The organism is Lysinibacillus sp. ZYM-1 (assembly GCF_001308875.1).
In the GTDB taxonomy this organism is placed as follows: domain Bacteria; phylum Bacillota; class Bacilli; order Bacillales_A; family Planococcaceae; genus Lysinibacillus.
Window position 1 is genome coordinate 154,080 of the sequence record NZ_KQ465111.1, and the last position, 19,915, is coordinate 173,994.

The following is a 19,915-nucleotide window of genomic DNA, read 5'->3' on the forward strand; positions in this document are numbered from 1 at the left end:
AGAAGTGATTGTGTTGATATCGAAGCGGCAATCCATTGTCTGGCTTTCTCCTTTTCTTGTATTACTATTATTATTTTTCCTTGTTCCATTATTGTATATGCTCATAACTAGCTTTCAAAATAGTGATGGCTTTACGCTGACACAATACAAGGCGGTCTTTACGAACGACTATATTTTACAAGGTTTTAAAAATAGTATTACTTTATCCGTCATTTCAGCTATCATCGCGTTAATTGTCACATTATTCTCGGTTTATGCCATGATGAAGTTTTCTGAGCCAGTAAGGGAAAAAATTTTAATACTAACAAATTTAACATCGAATTTCTCTGGTATTCCGTTAGCTTTTGCTTTTATCGTGTTACTCGGCAACAGTGGTTTATTTACACTGTTATTTGAAAAATGGGATATCGATGTATTGTCTTCGTTTTCTCTTTATAGTTGGGGTGGTTTATTACTAATTTATATATATTTTCAGCTTCCGTTATCGCTTATGCTGTTATACCCCATTTATGATGGCATACAACAACAGTGGAAGGAAGCAGCAGCACTTTTAGGGGCGTCCAGCTGGCAGTTTTGGATGAAGATTGGCCTACCAGTTATGCTACCAGGGATTGTCGGAACATTTAGTGTATTGTTCGCAAATGCTATGGGTGCGTATGCTTCTGCCTATGCACTAACGAGCAGTAATTATAACCTAGTGGCAATCCGTATTGGCTCATTAATTAAGGGTGATATCTTTGCTCAGCCAGAGCTAGCAAGCGCGATTGCGGTCATTTTAGCAGTCACAATGGTAACTGCAATGCTAATTAGTGAGTGGAGCATCTCAAAAACAAGGAGGAAACTTAAATGAAAAAGCGAGGCTTGGCCGATTTATTTTTCCTCCTGTTAGTGGGGTATTTAATATTGCCCGTACTGGCAACGATGCTCTATGCCTTTGCATCAAAATGGAATAAAACCATATTGCCAGAAGGACTTACATTAAAATGGCTTTCCACATTGTTTCAAGATACTGAATTTATTCAGGCATTTGGACGTTCAGTTTTTTTAGCCGGTGGTGCTGTTAGTATCGCACTCCTCGTCATTGTGCCAGCCATCTTCGTTATTGTCTTGTACTTTCCTAAATACGAGAAATGGATACAGATGGCAGTTGTCATGGTCTATTCTTTCCCAGGAATCATTTTAGCAGTAGGGCTTATCCGCGTTTATAGTCAAATAGGGATACCGATGATTTTCGTTGTTTTAGGAGCCTATGTTGTTGGAATTCTTCCTTATATCTATCAAGGGACACGAAATAGTTTACGAAATATAGATGCAAGGCAGCTTCTGGATGCGGCTCAATTACTTGGTGCTTCTAAAAGGCAAGCATTCACAAAAATTTTACTTCCCACTGTTTATCCAGGCTTATTTGCAGGTGCATTGTTATCTTTTTCTGTATTATTTGGGGAGTTTGTTTTAATAAATCTAGTTGTTGGTTCTCGCTTTGAAACAGTTCAAATTTATTTAATGAAAAAGCTTAGTACAAGTGGACATATTGCTAGTGCAGTTGTTTTCATTTATATCGTGCTGATGGGTCTATTAACATTTGTCATTGCAATAGTAACGAAACGATCGAAAGGTGCTACAAATCTATGAGTTATCTTGTTATTGAAGGGCTTCATAAAAAATATGGACAATCAACCGTTTTATCGAATATTAATATGGAAATTGAAAAGGGTGAATTTATTACTCTATTAGGTCCGAGTGGCTGTGGAAAGAGTACCATTCTCCGCATTGTCGCAGGTTTAACCGATGCATCGGCAGGTAAGATTGCCATTGAAGGAAAAGATATGTATGGCGTGCAACCGAAAGATCGTCAAGTTGGTATGGTCTTTCAATCCTATGCACTCTTTCCAAATATGACCGTACAAGAAAATGTTGCCTTTGGTTTGCGTATGCAAAAGGTGCATTCTGTTGACTTAGAACAGCGCGTTCAAGAAATGCTGGCGCTTGTACATTTAAGTGAAAAAGCACACGCTTATCCGAAAGAATTATCAGGTGGTCAACAGCAACGTGTTGCGCTTGCGCGTGCTTTAATTGTCCGTCCTAAAGTGTTGCTATTAGATGAGCCACTTAGTGCGTTAGATGCTCAAATTCGTAAGAAGCTTCAAACAGATTTGCGTGCCATTCAACGAAAGCTAAGTATGACAATGATTTTAGTAACACATGATCAGGAAGAGGCCATGGCCGTTTCAGACAGAATATTCGTTATGAATAATGGCAGTATTGCGCAAAGTGGGACACCAACCGAGATTTATACACGACCTGAAAATGAATTTATTGCTAATTTTATCGGGCATTATAATGTGTTTACGCGACAGGATTTAGAGCAAATGCTCGGGGAGCCTTTATCGGAGCAGTACAGTAAATTTGCGATTCGGCCTGAAGCTCTACATTTCGATAAAAAAAACAATGATATGTGTTTAACGGGAAAAGCGAAACAATCGTTAATGAGTGGCAATATTATTCGAACAACGTTTGAGGGAGAAACCTTATTTACTATGGAGCAGCTGCATCAACAGGGGTATACGATTGAAATGGGAAAAACCTATAAGTGTTATGTCGCAAAAGAAGATGTGATTGCACTATCATGACTTATGCAAAACTAGAAAGATTTGAACTTATTTTAAAACAATTAGATCTGGAAGGGAAAATTATTGTTACGAATATTGCTGATGCTCTTCAAGTAGCCCCCGAAACAATACGCAGAGACTTTGATGAATTAGAGCAACAGCATTTATTAACAAGAGTTCATGGTGGAGCTATTAAATATACGAACGTTCGTAATGAACCGGCTTTTTTGCGCAAGCTACAGATGCAAAAAGAGGCTAAGCGTCAAATTGCACGTATGGCAGCAAAACGCATTGGCGATGGTGATACGATTGCAGTTGATACGGGAACGACAACGGTCCATATTGCTGATTTTTTACTAGCTGTGGACGATATAACAGTTGTTACGAACTCGATTGCTGCAGCTGTCCAGTTCAATCTAGCGATAGAAGAAAGACGCATGACAGGAAAGGTCATATTGCTAGGTGGTACTGCGAATCCAAGACAATCCTCTGTTGCAGGCGCCATGACTTTGGAAATGTTAGAGAATATGAATTTTGATAAAGCGTTTATCTCGTGTGGTGGTATGAGTGAGGGTGTCGTTTACGATTATGATTTAGATGAATCTCTAATTTCAAAAAAAATGCAAAAGCATAGTAAGGTAAATTATTTATTAGCTGATGCCTCGAAAATTAATGGGAAATCATTTTTCCAAATCTGTCATCTTGAAGAATGTACAGAAATTTTTTGTGAAAGTACTTGTCCACTAGAGTGGCAGGCTTATGAAGAAAAATGGACGGTATGCAATGGAGGGAAAAGCTGATGACAATTGATTATCATGTACATTTAGAAGAGGGACCCTATTCATCTCGCTGGCTAGAGCGTACATCACAGGCACTAGAATTTTTTCAAAATGTGGATGCTACAGCAAGAGGTTCAAAGGAGCAGATGACCAATCAATTACAGAGGTTATCAAAGCGGGTTCAAAATGGCTGTTATAGTGAGGAATGGTTGGATTTATATCTCCACCAAGCAAAGCAGCTTGGTTTACGTGAGGTAGGCATTGTTGATCATTTATATCGTTTTAAGGAGACGCGCGCCTATTTCGAGCGCTATATGAAATTGGACGATGGTGAGATTGGTCAATTACAGCGATATTGGCTGGATCGTGTCATGACAGAAAATATCGAAGCTTTTGTGTCCACCATCCAGCAAGCGAAGGAAAAATGGCGCCGACAGGGAATTGCCTTGAAACTAGGTATAGAAGCAGATTATTTTATAAGTGGAGAGAAGGAATTAGCTACATTATTAGGGGACTATCCATGGGATTATGTTATCGGTTCTGTCCATTTTGTGGATGGATGGGGCTTTGATAATCCTCAAACACAACATCTTTTTGAGCAAATGAATCCGCAAGCATTACAACAAAATTATGAGCGATTTTTTATCACTGTTGAGAATATGATTCAGTCCAAAATATTTGATTTTGTTGCCCATCTTGACAACTTTAAAGTATTTAATTATCAGGTAGAGGATCAGGCTTTTCTTAAAGTTTGGTATGAGCGTATCGCACAAGCTTTAACGTCGACTCAAACTGCTACTGAGATCAATGCCGGGTTGTATTATCGCTATCCTGTAAAAGAAATGTGCCCTGGCCCTCGTTTTTTACAAACCTTACTTGACTATGGCGTCATTTTTACAGTATCTTCAGATGCCCATTTCCCTGATGATTTAGGAAAGTATACATTTGCAAATATAGATTTGCTAAAGAGCCATGGGGTTCAATCTATCGTCTCGTTTGAACAACGGATTAAAACATTCATAGAAATATAGACACTAGAGAAGGCACTAAAGTTGTATATTAGTGTCTTTTATTCGTGCTACATATGTAGGATCTAGTTCGCATACAAATGAATAAATTCATTTTTACATGTGAGGCGAGTCAAATTGTCATACCTACATCAACAACCATTTTTGCCTATTGTTATCCAATCGGGCCAGCATGCCTACGGGGTAGCTCGCTCTTTTTATGAGGCGTATCATATCAAGAGCCTTGTCATTGAGCCAGCTAGAAAAGCAGGAAATTTCCGATCACTTATCTTCAGTGGTTCAAGGGGGATCGCCACTCAAAATAGTGGAATTCTTGACTTTCAATATGTAGAGCATTTAGATGATCCTAGCCGTTTTGTACAAGCGCTGATTATGCTGTCGAAGCAGTTTCAGCATCAACGATTGATTTTATTAGTTTGTGACTGCTTTTACGCAGAGCTGATCATTGAAAATAAAGAGGTACTAGAAAAGTATTTTATTTTACCCTATATCGATCAGATTTTACTAAAGAAAGTTCAAACGAAGGAAAAGTTTTATCAACTTTGCGACATGTATAAGTTAAAATACCCCAAAACAGTGACCATAACAAAAGAACAACACGCAAATTGCGTAATACCATTCCATTACCCTATCATTATCAAACCTTCTAATTCTGTGGCGTATACTAGCTGCTCTTTTCCTGAGAAGAAAAAAATCTTTCTAGTCCAAAATGACAAAGAGATGCGACAAATCGTTCGTTGCATTTATCGCTCGAGCTATCAAGATACCTTAATTTTACAAGAGTTTATTCCTGGTGATGACTCTTTAATTCGCGTACTAGATGTTTATGTAGGGCGGGATAAAACAGTGAAATTGATGTGTTTAAGTACCAAGCTTTTTGAGGACCCCTCTCCGCAAAATAAAGGTATTTCTTTAGCGGTCATGACTGACTACGATGAACGATTAATGGATATGATACGGCATTTGTTGGAGGATATTGGCTACTCGGGTTTTGCCAATTTTGATATGAAGTATGATCCACGTGATGGGGAATACAAGCTATTTGAGATGAATCTACGAGCTGGCTCTTCAAGCTACTATGTGACAGCGAGTGGTCATAACTTAATGCAATATGTGGTGGATGATCATCTATTCCATATCCAACTTGAAAGAACGTATGTCCAAACTAAACATTTGTGGTCACTACTGCCTCCCAAAACTTTATATAAATGTATGGAGAATGAAAAATTAAAAATAGAAGCAAAACGATTAGTTAAACAAGGCCGATATACAAATGCTTTATTTTATAAAGAGGATATGAGTATCAAGCGTTGGATCAAGCTGAAATTATACAATGGGTACTTACATGTAAAGCATAGGAAGTATTTTATCGATCGTGACGGGTAGTAGTGCTCCGAATATAACGGAAACTAAGGGATAAATCCTCTCATCTGCCTGTAATTAAGTCGAATCCACGACATTTGAAGCGCAAACCTTGTAGGAAGTATCAACTATTCAGTATAATAGTAAAATGGAAATTCAAGTGCATGGATTTCGTTTGAAAGGAGTTACCTGATTGCGATGAATGAGGAACAACGCTTAGCTAATCAACAGGTCAATCAACCAAAAAAAGAAGACAAGCCTGAAAAGGATTATAGTAAATATTTTGAGAAGGTCTTTACGGCACCTTCCTTAAAGGATGCTAAAAAACGTGGCAAAGAAGATGTGAAGTACCATAAGGACTTTAGCATTGCCGAAGAATTTGCGGGGATGGGTAAAGATCGTACCTTCTACATTCGTACGTATGGCTGCCAAATGAATGAGCATGACACAGAGGTAATGGCCGGAATTTTTATGCAGCTTGGTTACACACCAACTGATGTCATTGAAGAGGCTGACGTCGTCTTGCTAAATACATGTGCCATTCGAGAAAATGCAGAAAATAAAGTATTTGGAGAACTTGGTTTCCTGTTGAAATATAAACGAAAAAACCCAGAGATGCTAATCGGGGTTTGTGGCTGTATGTCGCAAGAGGAATCTGTTGTCAATAAAATTTTAAGAAGTTACCCACATGTCGATATGGTATTTGGAACGCACAATATTCACCGTCTACCAAACATTCTTACAGAAGCTTACATGTCGAAAGAAATGGTTGTAGAGGTTTGGTCTAAAGAAGGCGATGTTATAGAACATCTGCCGAAGAAACGCCTTGGTTCCATTAAAGCGTGGGTTAATATTATGTATGGTTGCGATAAATTTTGTACGTATTGTATCGTACCGTATACACGTGGGAAAGAACGTAGTCGACGTCCAGATGAAATCATTTCTGAGGTTCGTGAGCTTGCGGCAGCTGGCTATCAAGAGATTATGTTGCTCGGTCAAAATGTCAACGCGTACGGGAAAGACTTTGAAGATATCGAATATCGTCTTGGCGATTTAATGGATGAATTAAGAAAAATTGATATTCCACGTATTCGTTTTACAACGAGTCATCCTCGAGATTTCGATGATCATTTAATCGAAGTACTTGCAAAACGTGGCAATTTAGTTGAACATATTCATCTGCCAGTACAATCTGGCTCTAATGACATCCTAAAAATTATGGCACGTAAATATACACGTGAGCATTTCCTAGGATTAGTAGACCGAATTAAAGCTGCAATACCAGAAGTAACCTTAACAACAGACATTATTGTGGGCTATCCGAATGAAACAGAGGAGCAATTTGAGGAAACATTGTCCTTATACCGTGAAGTCGGTTTTGAGGCAGCGTTTACGTATATTTATTCTCCTCGTGAAGGAACACCAGCTGCGAAAATGGTCGACAATATACCTGAAGAGGTGAAAAAAGAGCGTCTTCAACGTTTAAATGAAGTGGTGGGTGAGTACTCACGGAAAGCATTAGAACGTTTAAATGGTGAGGTTGTCGAAGTATTAGTTGAAGGTACAAGTAAACGACGCGACGATGTGCTGGCGGGCTATACGCGGAAAAATCGTCTGGTCAACTTTAAAGCACCAGCAGAAGTAATTGGTCAATTAGTAAAAGTTAAAATCATAGAGACTACATCGTATTCACTTACTGGTGAATTTTTGGAAGTCGTAAAAAATGAAAAGGTGGAAGCGTAAATGACACAAGTCTTATATACAAAAGAAGATTTAATTAAAAAATCACATGAAATTGCACATATGATTGCGAATACGCCAGAGGTTGAATTTTTCAAAAAGGCAGAAGCTCAAATTAATGAAAATCAACAAGTACGTGAACGAATTGCTAGTCTAAAAAGCTTACAAAAACAAGCTGTTAATTTCCAACACTTAGGGAAAGAAAAAGCGTTGAAAATGATTGAAGATAAAATCGCTAAAATCGAAGAAGAAATTAATGACATCCCAGTTGTTCAACAATTTAAAGAATCACAAGGCGATGTAAATGATTTATTGCAATTAGTATCAAATACAATCGCTAATAATGTAACGAATGAAATTATCCGTTCAACAGGTGGCGATGTTCTACGTGGTGAAACGGGTTCATATGTAGACAATTCTCAACCAGGTAGCTGCTCTTAAAAAATCATAGAAATTAAAGCTCGAATGACAGCATTCGAGCTTTTTTATGTTCATTTCTATAGAAGAATTCCTACGCGATAGCTGTTATCTTTCGAAAAGAGTTATGGATGAATCATTTCATTCTCTAAAAATATATGTTCACCCAATAGGCGCTACCTGCATATGATGGAGTGAAAAGAGTCGAAGGAGGAATTGCGCTGAAACGTTTACGACAAATCGTGACGAAAGCAGTAGTTGCCAAAGGGAAGAAGAGAACGGAAGAACGTGTAACATTATCACCAACAAATAAACCGACAAGTATTTTGGGATGCTGGGTAATCAACCACACTTGCTCTGCTAAAAGAGTCGGGAAATTTGTAGAAGTAACAGGGAAATTTGATGTTAATGTGTGGTATGCCTATAGTAGTCATTCGAAGACAGCTGTGTTTTCGGAAACGATTCACTATAAAGACAAAGTGAAGCTTCACTATCGAGATGGTGATATTAGTGTTGGTGATGATGTTCGTGTACGGGTAATACAAGAACCAAATTGTATTGAAGCAGTAATCTCTCCATGTGGTACGAAATTTGAAATTGTAGTAGAACGTGAAGTGGTTGTGGAAGTAATGGGTGAAACAACAATTTGTATTAGTGTCCATCCACTAGATTATGAAGAAGATTGGAACTTTAATGATGAGAGTTCTTCATCTTCATCCTCATCTAGTTCTAGTTCAAGCTCATCCTCAAGTTCTGATGGCGAAGGTAGGTATGTGTTAGAGTCATCATCGTTTCCTGATGAACGACCAAGATAAATTTAAAAACCATCATTTTTTGATACATGCGAAACGCCAGCATCTTTAAAAAAGGTGAATGAAGCGTTTCGCATGTATCTTTTGTTATAATAAAACTATCTATAGGCAAGAGCGAGGTAAATATTATATGACGACATATACACCAATGATGCAACAGTATCTACAGGTAAAGGAAGAATACAAGGATGCCTTTTTATTTTTTAGATTAGGTGACTTTTATGAAATGTTTTTTGAGGATGCTATCAATGCCTCACAAATTTTAGAGATTACATTAACGAGCCGAGATGCAGGTGCAAAAGAGCGAATTCCAATGTGCGGTGTGCCGCATCATTCGGCTAAAAATTATATTGAAACACTTGTGCAAAAAGGTTATAAAGTGGCAATTTGTGAACAAACGGAAGATCCAAAGCAAGCAAAAGGCGTGGTCAAACGTGAAGTGGTGCAACTCATCACACCAGGTACAATTATGGAAGGTAAGGCGCTTGATGGTAAGTCCAACCATTTTATTGGAGCAGCAGAGCAATTGGATGACACAACATTCGTCTATGCTTATTTAGATTTATCAACTGGTGAAGCAGTGGCATCTTCGATTGAAGGCGATGGTAAAGCGTTATTATTGCAAATGCAGGCCTATGGTATTCGAGAGCTTATTGTGGCGGATAGTTTGCAGCTATTGCTAGCAGAACATGCAGCTAATGCCGCCATTATACTTTCTGTGGAAGCCGATGAAATGACGATGGATAAAGCAGCTAGCTATTTAGAAGCTGTACCTCAATCATTGCAAATTCCATGTCTTCGATTATTAGCGTATATTGATAAAACACAAATGCGTTCCTTATCACATATTCAGGCATTCACGTTTAATGAAATCAAAAATTATTTACGTATAGATTCTAGCTCTAAGCGAAATTTAGAGCTTATTCAATCGATTCGTGGTGGCGATCAAAAGGGGACACTTTTATGGTTGCTAGACGATACCGTGACAGCAATGGGAGGACGTAAATTAAAACAATGGATACATCAGCCGCTTGCTACACGCTCAGCTATTGAGGATAGACTAGCGATTGTGACTGATTTATTGGAAGAATATTTTGTAAGAACAGAGTTACAAGCGGCCTTAAAACAAGTATATGATTTAGAGCGACTAGCTGGTCGTGTTGCTTTTGGTAATGTGGGTGGACGCGATTTAGCACAATTACGTGATTCGTTACGCCAAGTGCCAGCTATTCAGCAGCAATTAATGGGTGCGGATAAGGATACACTTCATCAACTAGGTGCAGTGCTCGATACATGTACAGATGTCGAGGTGCTTCTAGCAAAAGCCATTACTGATAATCCACCAATTACGATTAAAGAAGGAGATGTGATTCGAGACGGCTATAATGAGCGATTAGACGAACTTCGCTATGCTGCTCGTAATGGTAAAGATTGGATTGCCCAGCTCGAGCAAGAAGAGCGTTTGAAAACGGGCATTAAAAACTTAAAAATAGGCTATAATCGCATCTTTGGTTATTATATTGAAATTACTAAATCTAATATTCATTTAGCGGATTTAACTCGTTATGAACGCAAACAAACGCTTGCCAATGCAGAGCGCTACATTACACAGGAACTAAAAGAAAAAGAAGCATTAATTTTAAATGCTGAAGAAGAAAGCTTAACATTAGAATATAACCTGTTTGTAGAGATTCGAGATGCATTAAAGGTATTTATTCCACGTGTACAAGCACTGGCAGCGAGCATAAGTGAGTTGGATGTATTACTAAGTTTTGCTAGTATCTCAGAAAAATATCGTTTTACAAAGCCAGAATTCCATAGCGGACGAGCACTTGAAATCATTGAGGGTCGCCATCCTGTTGTGGAAAAAATGTTAAATAAGCAAATGTATGTGCCAAACGATTGTGTATTAGAAGAACAGAACAATATGATGCTGATTACGGGACCGAATATGTCTGGTAAAAGTACCTATATGCGTCAGGTAGCATTAATTGTTGTCATGGCACAAATGGGCTGCTATGTACCTGCTGAAAAGGCTAAGCTGCCTATTACCGACCAAATTTTTACTCGAATCGGAGCAGCTGATGATTTAGCAGCAGGACAATCAACATTTATGGTGGAAATGCTGGAATCTCAACATGCCATTACGCATGCCACAAAAAATAGTTTAATGTTATTTGATGAAATAGGTCGAGGAACTTCTACTTATGATGGTATGAGTCTGGCCCAATCAATGATGGAATATATTCATGACAAAATCGGCGCAAATACGTTGTTTTCTACGCATTATCATGAATTAACTGCACTTGAAAAGGATTTGCTACGATTACAAAATGTACATGTAGCAGCCACTGAAAAAAATGGCACAGTTGTGTTCTTGCATAAGGTGAAAAAGGGTGCTGCTGATAAATCGTACGGTATTCATGTGGCACAGCTAGCGCAACTCCCCGAAGAAATACTAACTAGAGCACGTGTATTATTGGAAAACTTTGAAGCAGGGAACGAAGTAGTGGCTGAAACACAGAAAATAGCAGAACAACCATTGCAAATGTCCTTATTTGCAGAGGAAGAGCCAATTTGCCCAGCAGAGATAGAGGTGCTAAAAAAATTAGAGAAAGTTAATATTTTAGGAACCTCACCGATGCAAGCAATGAATATTTTATATGAATTACAGCAAGAGTTATTAAACGTGAAAAAATAAAGGAGTGATACGTTAGTGGGAAACATACAAATTATGGACGAATGGCTCTCCAATAAAATCGCAGCAGGAGAAGTAGTTGAAAGGCCAGCTTCAGTTGTCAAAGAGCTAGTTGAAAATGCTATTGATGCTGGGAGTACGTCCATTGATGTTTTTTTACTAGAAGCAGGTCTCACTTCCATACAAGTAATCGATAATGGTAGCGGTATGGATGAAGAGGATGCATTAATGTCATTCTCTCGCCATGCAACGAGTAAAATTCATCAAGAACATGATTTATTTCGCATACGTACACTGGGCTTCCGTGGTGAAGCATTGGCGTCTATTGCTTCTGTTTCTAAAATGACCCTTATTTCGTCAAATGGTGAATCTGGTACACATTTAGAGCTGGAGGGTGGACATATCATAACGCATAAGCCAGGCCCTTTACGTAAAGGAACAGATTTAACGATATCACAGTTATTCTTTAACACGCCGGCTCGCTTAAAATATATGAAAACCATTCAAACTGAACTTGGGCATACAATAGATTTGATGAATCGTCTTGCCCTTGGCAATCCACAAATTGCTTTTAGATTGCTGCATAATGGTCAACAATTGCTCCAAACAAATGGACGAGGTGATGTGCAACAAGTGCTAGCTGCCATTTATGGAGTACATAATGCCAAGAAAATGGTGTCTTTTCAAGGAGAGTCACACGATTATCGAATTTCTGGTTATGTGTCCCTACCAGAGGTGACACGTGCATCGAAAAATTATATGTCTCTATTCGTCAACGGCCGCTGGGTTAAGCATTATTTAGTACAAAAAACCATTGTTGATGCCTACCATACGTATTTACCAATCGAACGCTTTCCCATTGTAGTCCTCTATATAGAGGGAGATCCATATTTGACTGATGTCAATGTGCATCCTGCGAAACACCAAATTCGTTTAAGTAAAGAGCCAGAGCTTTTAAAATTAATAGAAGAAACTATTCGTGAGAGAATACGAAGTGTTATTCGCGTACCACAAATGGAGAAAAAAGAAAAAATTGTCAAACCAGCTACTGAGCAATTAAATATTTGGAAGCCTGCACCAAAGATAGATGTGGAGAAAATGAATGCGATTGTAGAGAAATTATATGATGTGCAAACCGTTCAAGAAAACAACCGAGAAGCTACTGTAAAGCCAGAGCCTGTCTCTACTATTGTGGAGGATAACTGGCAGTCAACACCGCAATTAGAGGCTGAAGAGGTTAAAGAAGTAACCATCGTTGAGCAATATGAGGAATTAGTGGATGAACCTGTTAAGGAACCATTCCCTGAGCTTGAAGTAGTAGGGCAAATTCATGGCACTTACATTGTTGCCCAAATGGAGGATGGTTTTTATTTAATTGATCAGCATGCTGCACAAGAGCGCATTAAATATGAATTTTTCCGAGAAAAGGTCGGTCAAGTCAATCCATATGAACGTCAGGCATTATTGCTTCCACTAACATTTCACTATGCAGCGGACGAGGCACTTTTATTACGAGAGCACAAACATGAACTCGAAGCAGTAGGCGTGTTTTTAGAGGAATTTGGACAGTCGTCTTTTGTTGTACGTGAGCACCCTAGTTGGTTTCCTAAAGGTGAAGAACAAGAAATCATAGAAGATTTAATTGAACAGGTACTGACGACCAAAAAGGCAGATGTTAAAAAATTACGTGAAGCCGCGGCGATTATGATGAGCTGTAAAAAATCTATTAAGGCCAATCATTATTTAACAAAAGAACAAATGGAGATCTTACTACGAGATTTACGCAAGGCAGATAATCCATTTACATGTCCACATGGACGTCCAGTGCTGATTCATTTTACATCGTATGAAGTAGAAAAGATGTTCAAACGGGTCATGTAGTGAAAAGGGGGAAAATAATGGGCGAATTTATTTTAGCGATTGATCAAGGAACAACAAGCTCAAGAGCCATTTTATTTAATAAAAAAGGTGAAATTGTTCATGTGGCACAAAAGGAGTTTCAGCAAATTTTTCCGAAGGCTGGTTGGGTAGAACATAATGCGAATGAAATTTGGGGTTCTGTCCTCGCAGTAATTGCAACAGTCTTAACAGAGAGCGGACATGAAGCCAGTGAGGTACATGCAATTGGGATTACCAATCAGCGAGAAACAACCGTTGTGTGGGATAAACATACAGGTCAGCCTATTTACAACGCTATTGTCTGGCAGTCACGCCAAACGCAGGAGATTGTGAATGCATTAAAAGAACAAGGACATGAGGCACTTTTTCAACAAAAAACAGGATTACGTCTAGATGCTTATTTTTCAGCTACAAAAATTAAATGGATTTTAGACAATGTAGAAGGCGCACATGCAATGGCTGACAATGGAGATTTATTATTTGGAACGATTGATTCTTGGATTGTTTGGCGATTATCAAAGGGGAAGGCCCATATTACCGATTATTCAAATGCAGCTCGAACATTGCTTTACAATATCCATGAATTACAATGGGATGCGGAACTTTGTGAGCTATTAGATATCCCGTTGTCAATGCTTCCTGAAGTGAAAAATTCATCAGAAATTTACACTGAGACGGCACCAAGTATTTTCTTTGGTGAAAAAATTCCGATTGCAGGTATTGCCGGTGATCAACAGGCAGCACTTTTTGGTCAAACTTGTTTTACAAAAGGAATGGCTAAAAATACTTATGGTACTGGCTGTTTTATGTTATTAAATACAGGACAACAGGCAGTGAAATCGGAAAATGGCTTATTGACTACAATTGCTTGGGGAATAGATGGTAAAGTGACCTATGCATTAGAGGGTAGCGTTTTTGTAGCAGGCTCAGCTATCCAATGGCTACGTGATGGGCTACGTATGATTCGGACTGCTGAGGATTCAGAAACCTATGCTGAAAAAGTAGCCAATACAGATGGCGTCTATGTTGTTCCTGCATTCGTTGGACTGGGAACACCATATTGGGATACAGATGCTCGTGGTGCCATTTTTGGTTTAACACGCGGCACATCTAAAGAACATTTTATCCGTGCAACACTAGAATCTTTAGCGTATCAAACGAAGGATGTACTCGATGCAATGGAGGAAGCGGCCAGTGCACCTATTGAGGTACTCCGTGTAGATGGTGGCGCTGTAAAAAATCAATTATTAATGCAGTTCCAAAGTGATGTATTACAGTTACATGTAGAGCTTGCAAAACTCAATGAATCAACAGCACTTGGTGCAGCCTATTTAGCAGGACTTGCCACAAGTTTTTGGCCAAATCAAGAGACCTTATCTGCACTGTGGGTAAATGGTCAAACCTACAAACCAAAAATGGAAGAAGACCAAGCAACAGCTCTTTATGCAGGCTGGCAAAAGGCTGTGGAGGCAACAAGAATTTTTAAATCATAAGCTATTGGGGGAGAAAGGTATGTTTTCATATGAACATCGTCCTAAAATTTTATATTATTTAGAGCACTATAGTTTTGACGTTTTAGTTATTGGTGGGGGAATTACGGGTGCTGGTATTGCACTTGATGCCGCATCAAGGGGACTGTCTGTCGCTTGTATCGACATGCAAGATTTTTCTGCAGGAACGTCAAGTCGATCTACCAAACTCATCCACGGTGGATTGCGTTATTTAAAACAATTTGATGTAGGGGTCGTAGCGGAGGTGGGACGTGAGCGTGAAATCGTCTATGACAATGCTGTTCATGTGACGACACCTGAAAAGATGCTACTGCCTTTATATAAAAAGGGTTCCCTTAGTCCTATGACAACTTCTCTGGCTTTAAAAGTTTATGACCGTTTGGCAGGTGTCAAAAAACAGGAACGTAGAACGATGCTAAATGCCCAGGAAACCTTAGCGTTAGAACCTTTACTCAATCAAGATGGTCTTGTCGGTGGAGGTTATTATGTAGAATATCGTACGGATGATGCACGTCTTACGATTGAAGTATTAAAAAAGGCTACCGAATATGGGGCACTTTGTCTTAATTATGCTGAGATGAAGGAGTTTATCTACGACAAGAAAAAGCTTGTTGGAATTAAAGTAGAAGATCATTTAACAGGACGTATTCTGGATGTACATGCTGCACAAATTGTCAATGCCTCAGGCCCATGGGTGGATGATGTACGACAAAGGGATAAAGTTGCGGATAATAAGCAATTACGGTTGACGAAGGGTGTTCATATTGTCCTGAATCAAAAGGATTTTCCATTAAAGCAAGCTGTCTATTTCGATATTGCTGATGGGCGTATGGCCTTTGCTATTCCGCGTGATGGCAAAACATATGTAGGAACAACAGATACTGTCTTTGAGGGCAATCCAGTACATCCAGTTGCGACACAGCAAGATGTGGATTATTTAATCGAGGCCACAAAGAAAGTCTTTCCAACAGCCAGTATTACAAGAGAAACGATTGAATCATCCTGGGCAGGCGTTCGTCCTTTGATTTATGAAAAAGGAAAGGACCCTTCTGAAATTTCAAGGAAAGATGAAATTTGGACGGCACCTAGTGGTCTAATGACGATAGCTGGTGGCAAACTAACAGGCTACCGACAAATGGCAGAGTCGATCGTAGATAAAATTGTAAAAACGCGACGTTATAAGCATGCAAGCTCAAGCGTAACACGAGAGTTATCACTGTCAGGTGCCAAAGGTATTAACGCCATCAATTTCCCTGATTATATAGCCTATAAAGCTCGAGAGGGTGTTCAATATGGCTTGAATTATGATGAAGCCAAGCAACTTGTGCAAAAATATGGAACGAATGTTGATGCGTTATTTGATCGTGTGAAATATCTACATGAGCATGGTAGTACAATGCCACTTGCCCTACATGCGATGTTATTATATGGCTTAGAAGCAGAGATGGTCTATACTCCAAGTGACTTCTTTATTCGTCGAACAGGCATGTTGTATTTTGATATTGAAGCAGTCAAACTTTATAAGCAACAAGTGCTTCAAGTGATGCAACAACACCTGAATTATACGGAGGTACAACGGAGTGCTTATATGGCTGAATTAGATCAAGCCATCATCGATGCAACTAATTTTGCGAAAGAAGGGGAGTAAGCGATGGAACGTTATATTCAAATGTCGGATGGACATTTTGTATTCACTCGCACATTAGAACCTAAAACGCCATGTATTGGTCATATCCATATTTTACACGGCATGGCAGAGCATAGTGCTCGTTATTTAAAACTTGCTCAAACGCTTCATACAGCCGGCTATGTAGTGACAATGCACGATCATCGTGGACACGGTGAAACAGCCGCTTATAATGGGACTTTAGGTTTTTTTGCTGAAAAGAACGGCTTTGAACGTGTTGTAGAAGATGCTCATGAAGTGATGACACAATTACATGCACCGTTTGCCGATGTACCGTTCATTATTTTTGGTCATAGTATGGGCTCATTCATTACTAGACGCTATATTCAACTGTATGGAGAGCAGGTAGATAATGTTGTTCTCTGTGGTACTGGAAATGTAACAGCTTTACATGCTATTGGAAATGTCGTGTCCAAGGTATTAGCAAAAGGTCTCGGTAAAGAGACCGAAAGCAAGCTCCTCAATCAATTGAGTTTTGGTAGCTTTAATAAACAGTTCCCAAACCCAAAGACTGCCTATGACTGGTTATGTTCGGTACAAAAAGAGGTTCAAAAGTATATAGATGATCCATATTGTGGCTTTATCCCAACCAATCAATTTTTTGTAGATTTAACAACGGGCTTTTCAACACTTAATCGTAAAAAAGAGATTGCGAAAATAAGAAAGGATCTTCCAATTCTTTTGATAAGTGGTAGTAAAGATCCAGTCGGCGAACAGGGACTAGGAGTCTATGCAGTTGCTGAACAATTAGCAACTGCGGGTGTAGAGGATGTGACTGTTTATTTGTTTGAGGATAAGCGACATGAAATTTTAAATGAAGACAATCAAGAAGCGGTCTTTCAAGTTTTATTACGGTGGTTAGAAAAATATGATAGAAAATAAATTACAACAGGCAGAGGTCATAGCAATTGTAGGACCAACTGCTTCTGGAAAAACAGCGTTAAGTATTGAACTTGCCAAAAAATATAATGGGGAAATCATTAACGGTGACTCCATGCAAGTATATAAAGGGCTAGATATAGGTACGGCGAAAATTACGGAGGAAGAGATGGAGAGTGTTCCCCATCATTTACTAAGTTTTTTGGAGCCGATAGAATCCTTTTCAGTGGCCGATTATCAAAAATTAGTACGAATGAAAATTGCTGACATACAATCACGCCATAAGCTACCCATTATAGTCGGTGGCTCAGGCTTATATGTACAAGCTGTCTTGTTTGATTTCCAATTTACTGATGAAAAAGTAGATGAGGTAGCACGTAAAGCCTATTATGATGAATTAGCGAAGCTAGGCCCTGAGGCAATGCACGACAAGTTAAAGCGACTAGATCCTCAAACAGCAGAAGCCATTCATCCAAATAATACACGCCGTGTCATTCGTGCATTAGAGATGCTTGAATTGAGTGGTGTATCTAAAGCAGCTGAAGCACAAAATAGAGGTGAAGTGCCACTTTATAAGCATGTGATTTTAGGGTTAGGTCAAAATATGTCACGCGAAGTACTGTATGACCGCATTAACCGTCGTGTCGATCTTATGATGGCAAATGGGCTTTTGGAAGAGGTAAGAGGCTTATGGCAGCAAGAAATTCGTGGTGTGCAGTCGATTCAAGCAATTGGCTATAAAGAATTATATGATTATTTCGATGGCAAATGCTCGCTAGAAGAAGCAATCGACAGCTTAAAACAAAATTCCCGCCGCTATGCAAAAAGGCAACTTACCTATTTCCGCAATAAAATGGATGTTTATTTTATAGAGCCAGATGAACAACTATAATCTTGTATGAATATTTTGCTAAAAAAAGAAATATTTCTAAAAATTACTAATTGATAAATTGGTAGAACATGCTACTATAGGAATGAAGAGGTAGAAAGTTAGTAGGGAGGCCATTTGATGAAATCAATCAACTTGCAAGATACATTCTTGAACCAACTACGTAAAAACAGTGTTTTTGTAACTGTATTTCTATTAAACGGATTTCAGTTAAAAGGGACTGTGAAATCTTATGATAATTTTACAGTTTTATTATTGGATGCTGAGAACAAGCAGCACCTGATTTACAAGCACGCCATTTCTACATTCGTTCCAGCTAAACAAATAGAGTTTTTAGAAACAGAAGCATAAAAAAGATTGTTAAACAGTTAGTGTTCTCCACACTGGCTGTTTTTTTTGCTTCAGGCTATAATAATAAAGGAAATTGATATTTGGAGGACGAGTTTTATGAAATCAATGGAAACAACACAATTATTAGAACTATTAGATGCAAATGAAGACCTATATATTATTGATGTACGTGAAGAGGATGAAGTAGCACATGGCATGATTCCAGGTGCTCAGCATATCGCTCTTGGGACAATCCCTGAACGTATAGAGGAGTTAGATGGAACGAAGCCATATATTATCGTTTGTAAGGCTGGTGGCCGTTCTGCTAATGCTTGTTCTTATTTAGAGGCACAAGGATTTGATGTGACGAACCTTGAAGGCGGCATGTTGGCTTATGACGGAGAATTAGAATTTAAATAAACATTTATGCACAAAGGGATAGATGTCTTTAAATTACTGACCTTTTTTGTAAAGAATTAAAGAGTACGGAATAAAATAATTACAATTTAATAAACCCTTATACTCCCTATAGTAGACAGAATATAATTTAAAAATTCTGTTCTATTTTAGGGAGTATTTTTATTTATAACAAATTGTGTGAATGGTAATTATTAAAATTTTGAATGAAGGGATTTATACAATATGAAAACTCTTTGGTGATTGAATTGGATTAGAATATTATTTAATTTTGAAAAGAAAAATATAAAACTTTAAAAATACCGTTCTTGCAAATTATCTTGAAACCTATTATGTTAAGGCACAATTTACTTCTTAACTTACTTGTATTATTTCTAGATATGAAATTATGTATTTTCTCGAGAAATAAATAAAAGAAAGTCAAAAATTTTATCCTATAAAGATTAGTTAATTTGTCTTGATATCAGTTTAGTGATTAAAAAACGACATGATCCTATTAAATGTGCAGTAAGCCAATTTTAATGGCTATTACAACAGCACCGACACGGGAATCAACATTTAGTTTTCTGATAATAGACGAGATATGATGCTCCACTGTTCTTTTGCTAATGCCTAATTCTTCACTAATATCATTATTTGTTTTATCCTCTGCTATCCGTTGTAGTACTTCTTGTTCTTTAGGTGTAAGCGTAATCAACTAAAAACACTCCTATCTTGATTAAATATACCCTATATTACCATTCGTATACTTAATATTCTATATTATGGATAAAAAATATTTCATAAAAAAAGTTACAATTTTATGTAATTATTTAAAAAAACACAAAAATTGCGTGAAATACGGATTTTTTTTTAAGG

17 protein-coding genes and 1 pseudogene are annotated in these 19,915 nt (G+C 38.2%); 17 read left to right on the plus strand and 1 reads right to left on the minus strand.

The window, feature by feature from the left end; genetic code table 11:
• Nucleotides 1-4: 4 nt before the first annotated feature.
• The 17 genes from AO843_RS07010 to AO843_RS07090 all read left to right on the plus strand — a co-directional run bounded on the left by AO843_RS07010 (nucleotide 5) and on the right by AO843_RS07090 (nucleotide 19,060).
• Nucleotides 5-850, plus strand: a complete 846-nt coding sequence (locus AO843_RS07010) for an ABC transporter permease (RefSeq protein ID WP_197278886.1) — start codon at nucleotides 5-7, stop codon at nucleotides 848-850.
• Nucleotides 847-1,632, plus strand: a complete 786-nt coding sequence (locus AO843_RS07015; RefSeq protein WP_054610400.1) for an ABC transporter permease — start codon at nucleotides 847-849, stop codon at nucleotides 1,630-1,632. The genes AO843_RS07010 and AO843_RS07015 overlap by 4 nt, the downstream gene beginning before the upstream one ends.
• Nucleotides 1,629-2,630, plus strand: a complete 1,002-nt coding sequence (locus AO843_RS07020; RefSeq protein WP_054610401.1) for an ABC transporter ATP-binding protein — start codon at nucleotides 1,629-1,631, stop codon at nucleotides 2,628-2,630. Before AO843_RS07015 ends, AO843_RS07020 begins: the two co-directional genes overlap by 4 nt.
• Nucleotides 2,627-3,409, plus strand: a complete 783-nt coding sequence (locus tag AO843_RS07025; protein WP_054610402.1) for a DeoR/GlpR family DNA-binding transcription regulator — start codon at nucleotides 2,627-2,629, stop codon at nucleotides 3,407-3,409. Before AO843_RS07020 ends, AO843_RS07025 begins: the two co-directional genes overlap by 4 nt.
• Nucleotides 3,409-4,419, plus strand: coding sequence for a histidinol phosphate phosphatase domain-containing protein (locus AO843_RS07030; protein WP_054610403.1), 1,011 nt, complete (start codon nucleotides 3,409-3,411; stop codon nucleotides 4,417-4,419). The genes AO843_RS07025 and AO843_RS07030 overlap by 1 nt, the downstream gene beginning before the upstream one ends.
• A gap of 114 nt (nucleotides 4,420-4,533) precedes the next feature.
• Nucleotides 4,534-5,802 carry a carboxylate--amine ligase gene (locus AO843_RS07035; RefSeq protein ID WP_054610404.1) on the plus strand — a complete coding sequence of 423 codons (1,269 nt, stop codon included), beginning with the start codon at nucleotides 4,534-4,536 and terminating at the stop codon, nucleotides 5,800-5,802.
• Between the two features lie 174 nt (nucleotides 5,803-5,976).
• Nucleotides 5,977-7,521, plus strand: a complete 1,545-nt coding sequence (gene miaB / locus AO843_RS07040) for a tRNA (N6-isopentenyl adenosine(37)-C2)-methylthiotransferase MiaB (protein ID WP_054610405.1) — start codon at nucleotides 5,977-5,979, stop codon at nucleotides 7,519-7,521.
• A complete protein-coding gene (locus tag AO843_RS07045) occupies nucleotides 7,522-7,959 on the plus strand; it encodes a YlbF/YmcA family competence regulator (RefSeq protein ID WP_054610406.1) in 438 nt (145 codons plus the stop codon).
• Nucleotides 7,960-8,129: 170 nt separating this feature from the next.
• Nucleotides 8,130-8,750 carry an outer spore coat protein CotE gene (cotE, locus tag AO843_RS07050; RefSeq protein WP_231630093.1) on the plus strand — a complete coding sequence of 207 codons (621 nt, stop codon included), beginning with the start codon at nucleotides 8,130-8,132 and terminating at the stop codon, nucleotides 8,748-8,750.
• A gap of 127 nt (nucleotides 8,751-8,877) precedes the next feature.
• Entirely contained in the window at nucleotides 8,878-11,448 is a 2,571-nt protein-coding gene (mutS, locus tag AO843_RS07055; RefSeq protein ID WP_054610407.1) for a DNA mismatch repair protein MutS, read from the plus strand.
• 15 nt (nucleotides 11,449-11,463) lie between these two features.
• Nucleotides 11,464-13,326, plus strand: a complete 1,863-nt coding sequence (gene mutL, locus AO843_RS07060) for a DNA mismatch repair endonuclease MutL (RefSeq protein ID WP_054610408.1) — start codon at nucleotides 11,464-11,466, stop codon at nucleotides 13,324-13,326.
• A gap of 17 nt (nucleotides 13,327-13,343) precedes the next feature.
• A complete protein-coding gene (gene glpK, locus AO843_RS07065; protein ID WP_054610409.1) occupies nucleotides 13,344-14,837 on the plus strand; it encodes a glycerol kinase GlpK in 1,494 nt (497 codons plus the stop codon).
• A 19-nt stretch (nucleotides 14,838-14,856) separates the two neighbouring features.
• Complete coding sequence (locus AO843_RS07070; protein WP_054610410.1) at nucleotides 14,857-16,503, plus strand: glycerol-3-phosphate dehydrogenase/oxidase; 1,647 nt, start codon at nucleotides 14,857-14,859, stop codon at nucleotides 16,501-16,503.
• Between the two features lie 3 nt (nucleotides 16,504-16,506).
• The gene (locus tag AO843_RS07075; protein WP_054610411.1) at nucleotides 16,507-17,424 is read left to right on the plus strand and encodes an alpha/beta hydrolase; all 918 of its coding nucleotides are present in this window, start codon (nucleotides 16,507-16,509) and stop codon (nucleotides 17,422-17,424) included.
• Nucleotides 17,411-18,313: a tRNA (adenosine(37)-N6)-dimethylallyltransferase MiaA gene (gene miaA, locus AO843_RS07080; RefSeq protein WP_054610412.1), complete on the plus strand. Its 903-nt coding sequence runs from the start codon at nucleotides 17,411-17,413 to the stop codon at nucleotides 18,311-18,313. Before AO843_RS07075 ends, miaA begins: the two co-directional genes overlap by 14 nt.
• Nucleotides 18,314-18,430: 117 nt before the next feature.
• Entirely contained in the window at nucleotides 18,431-18,661 is a 231-nt protein-coding gene (hfq, locus tag AO843_RS07085) for an RNA chaperone Hfq (protein WP_025114023.1), read from the plus strand.
• Between the two features lie 96 nt (nucleotides 18,662-18,757).
• The gene (locus AO843_RS07090) at nucleotides 18,758-19,060 is read left to right on the plus strand and encodes a rhodanese-like domain-containing protein (protein WP_054610413.1); all 303 of its coding nucleotides are present in this window, start codon (nucleotides 18,758-18,760) and stop codon (nucleotides 19,058-19,060) included.
• 493 nt (nucleotides 19,061-19,553) lie between these two features.
• On the opposite strand, the pseudogene AO843_RS07095 reads toward AO843_RS07090, so the two are convergent.
• Nucleotides 19,554-19,745, minus strand: a pseudogene (locus AO843_RS07095) (response regulator transcription factor); the annotation flags it as partial.
• Between the last annotated feature and the right edge of the window lie 170 nt (nucleotides 19,746-19,915).

Bases quoted from the DNA above. Each gene is read 5' to 3' on its own strand.
- AO843_RS07020 (WP_054610401.1), top strand. From the start codon at position 1,629: ATGAGTTATCTTGTTATTGAAGGGCTTCATAAAAAATATGGACAATCA.
- AO843_RS07075 (WP_054610411.1), top strand. From the start codon at position 16,507: ATGGAACGTTATATTCAAATGTCGGATGGACATTTTGTATTCACTCGC.
- miaB (WP_054610405.1), top strand. From the start codon at position 5,977: ATGAATGAGGAACAACGCTTAGCTAATCAACAGGTCAATCAACCAAAA.
- AO843_RS07090 (WP_054610413.1), top strand. From the start codon at position 18,758: ATGAAATCAATGGAAACAACACAATTATTAGAACTATTAGATGCAAAT.
- mutS (WP_054610407.1), top strand. From the start codon at position 8,878: ATGACGACATATACACCAATGATGCAACAGTATCTACAGGTAAAGGAA.
- AO843_RS07025 (WP_054610402.1), top strand. From the start codon at position 2,627: ATGACTTATGCAAAACTAGAAAGATTTGAACTTATTTTAAAACAATTA.
- AO843_RS07070 (WP_054610410.1), top strand. From the start codon at position 14,857: ATGTTTTCATATGAACATCGTCCTAAAATTTTATATTATTTAGAGCAC.
- glpK (WP_054610409.1), top strand. From the start codon at position 13,344: ATGGGCGAATTTATTTTAGCGATTGATCAAGGAACAACAAGCTCAAGA.
- hfq (WP_025114023.1), top strand. From the start codon at position 18,431: ATGAAATCAATCAACTTGCAAGATACATTCTTGAACCAACTACGTAAA.
- AO843_RS07030 (WP_054610403.1), top strand. From the start codon at position 3,409: ATGACAATTGATTATCATGTACATTTAGAAGAGGGACCCTATTCATCT.
- AO843_RS07015 (WP_054610400.1), top strand. From the start codon at position 847: ATGAAAAAGCGAGGCTTGGCCGATTTATTTTTCCTCCTGTTAGTGGGG.
- AO843_RS07045 (WP_054610406.1), top strand. From the start codon at position 7,522: ATGACACAAGTCTTATATACAAAAGAAGATTTAATTAAAAAATCACAT.
- miaA (WP_054610412.1), top strand. From the start codon at position 17,411: ATGATAGAAAATAAATTACAACAGGCAGAGGTCATAGCAATTGTAGGA.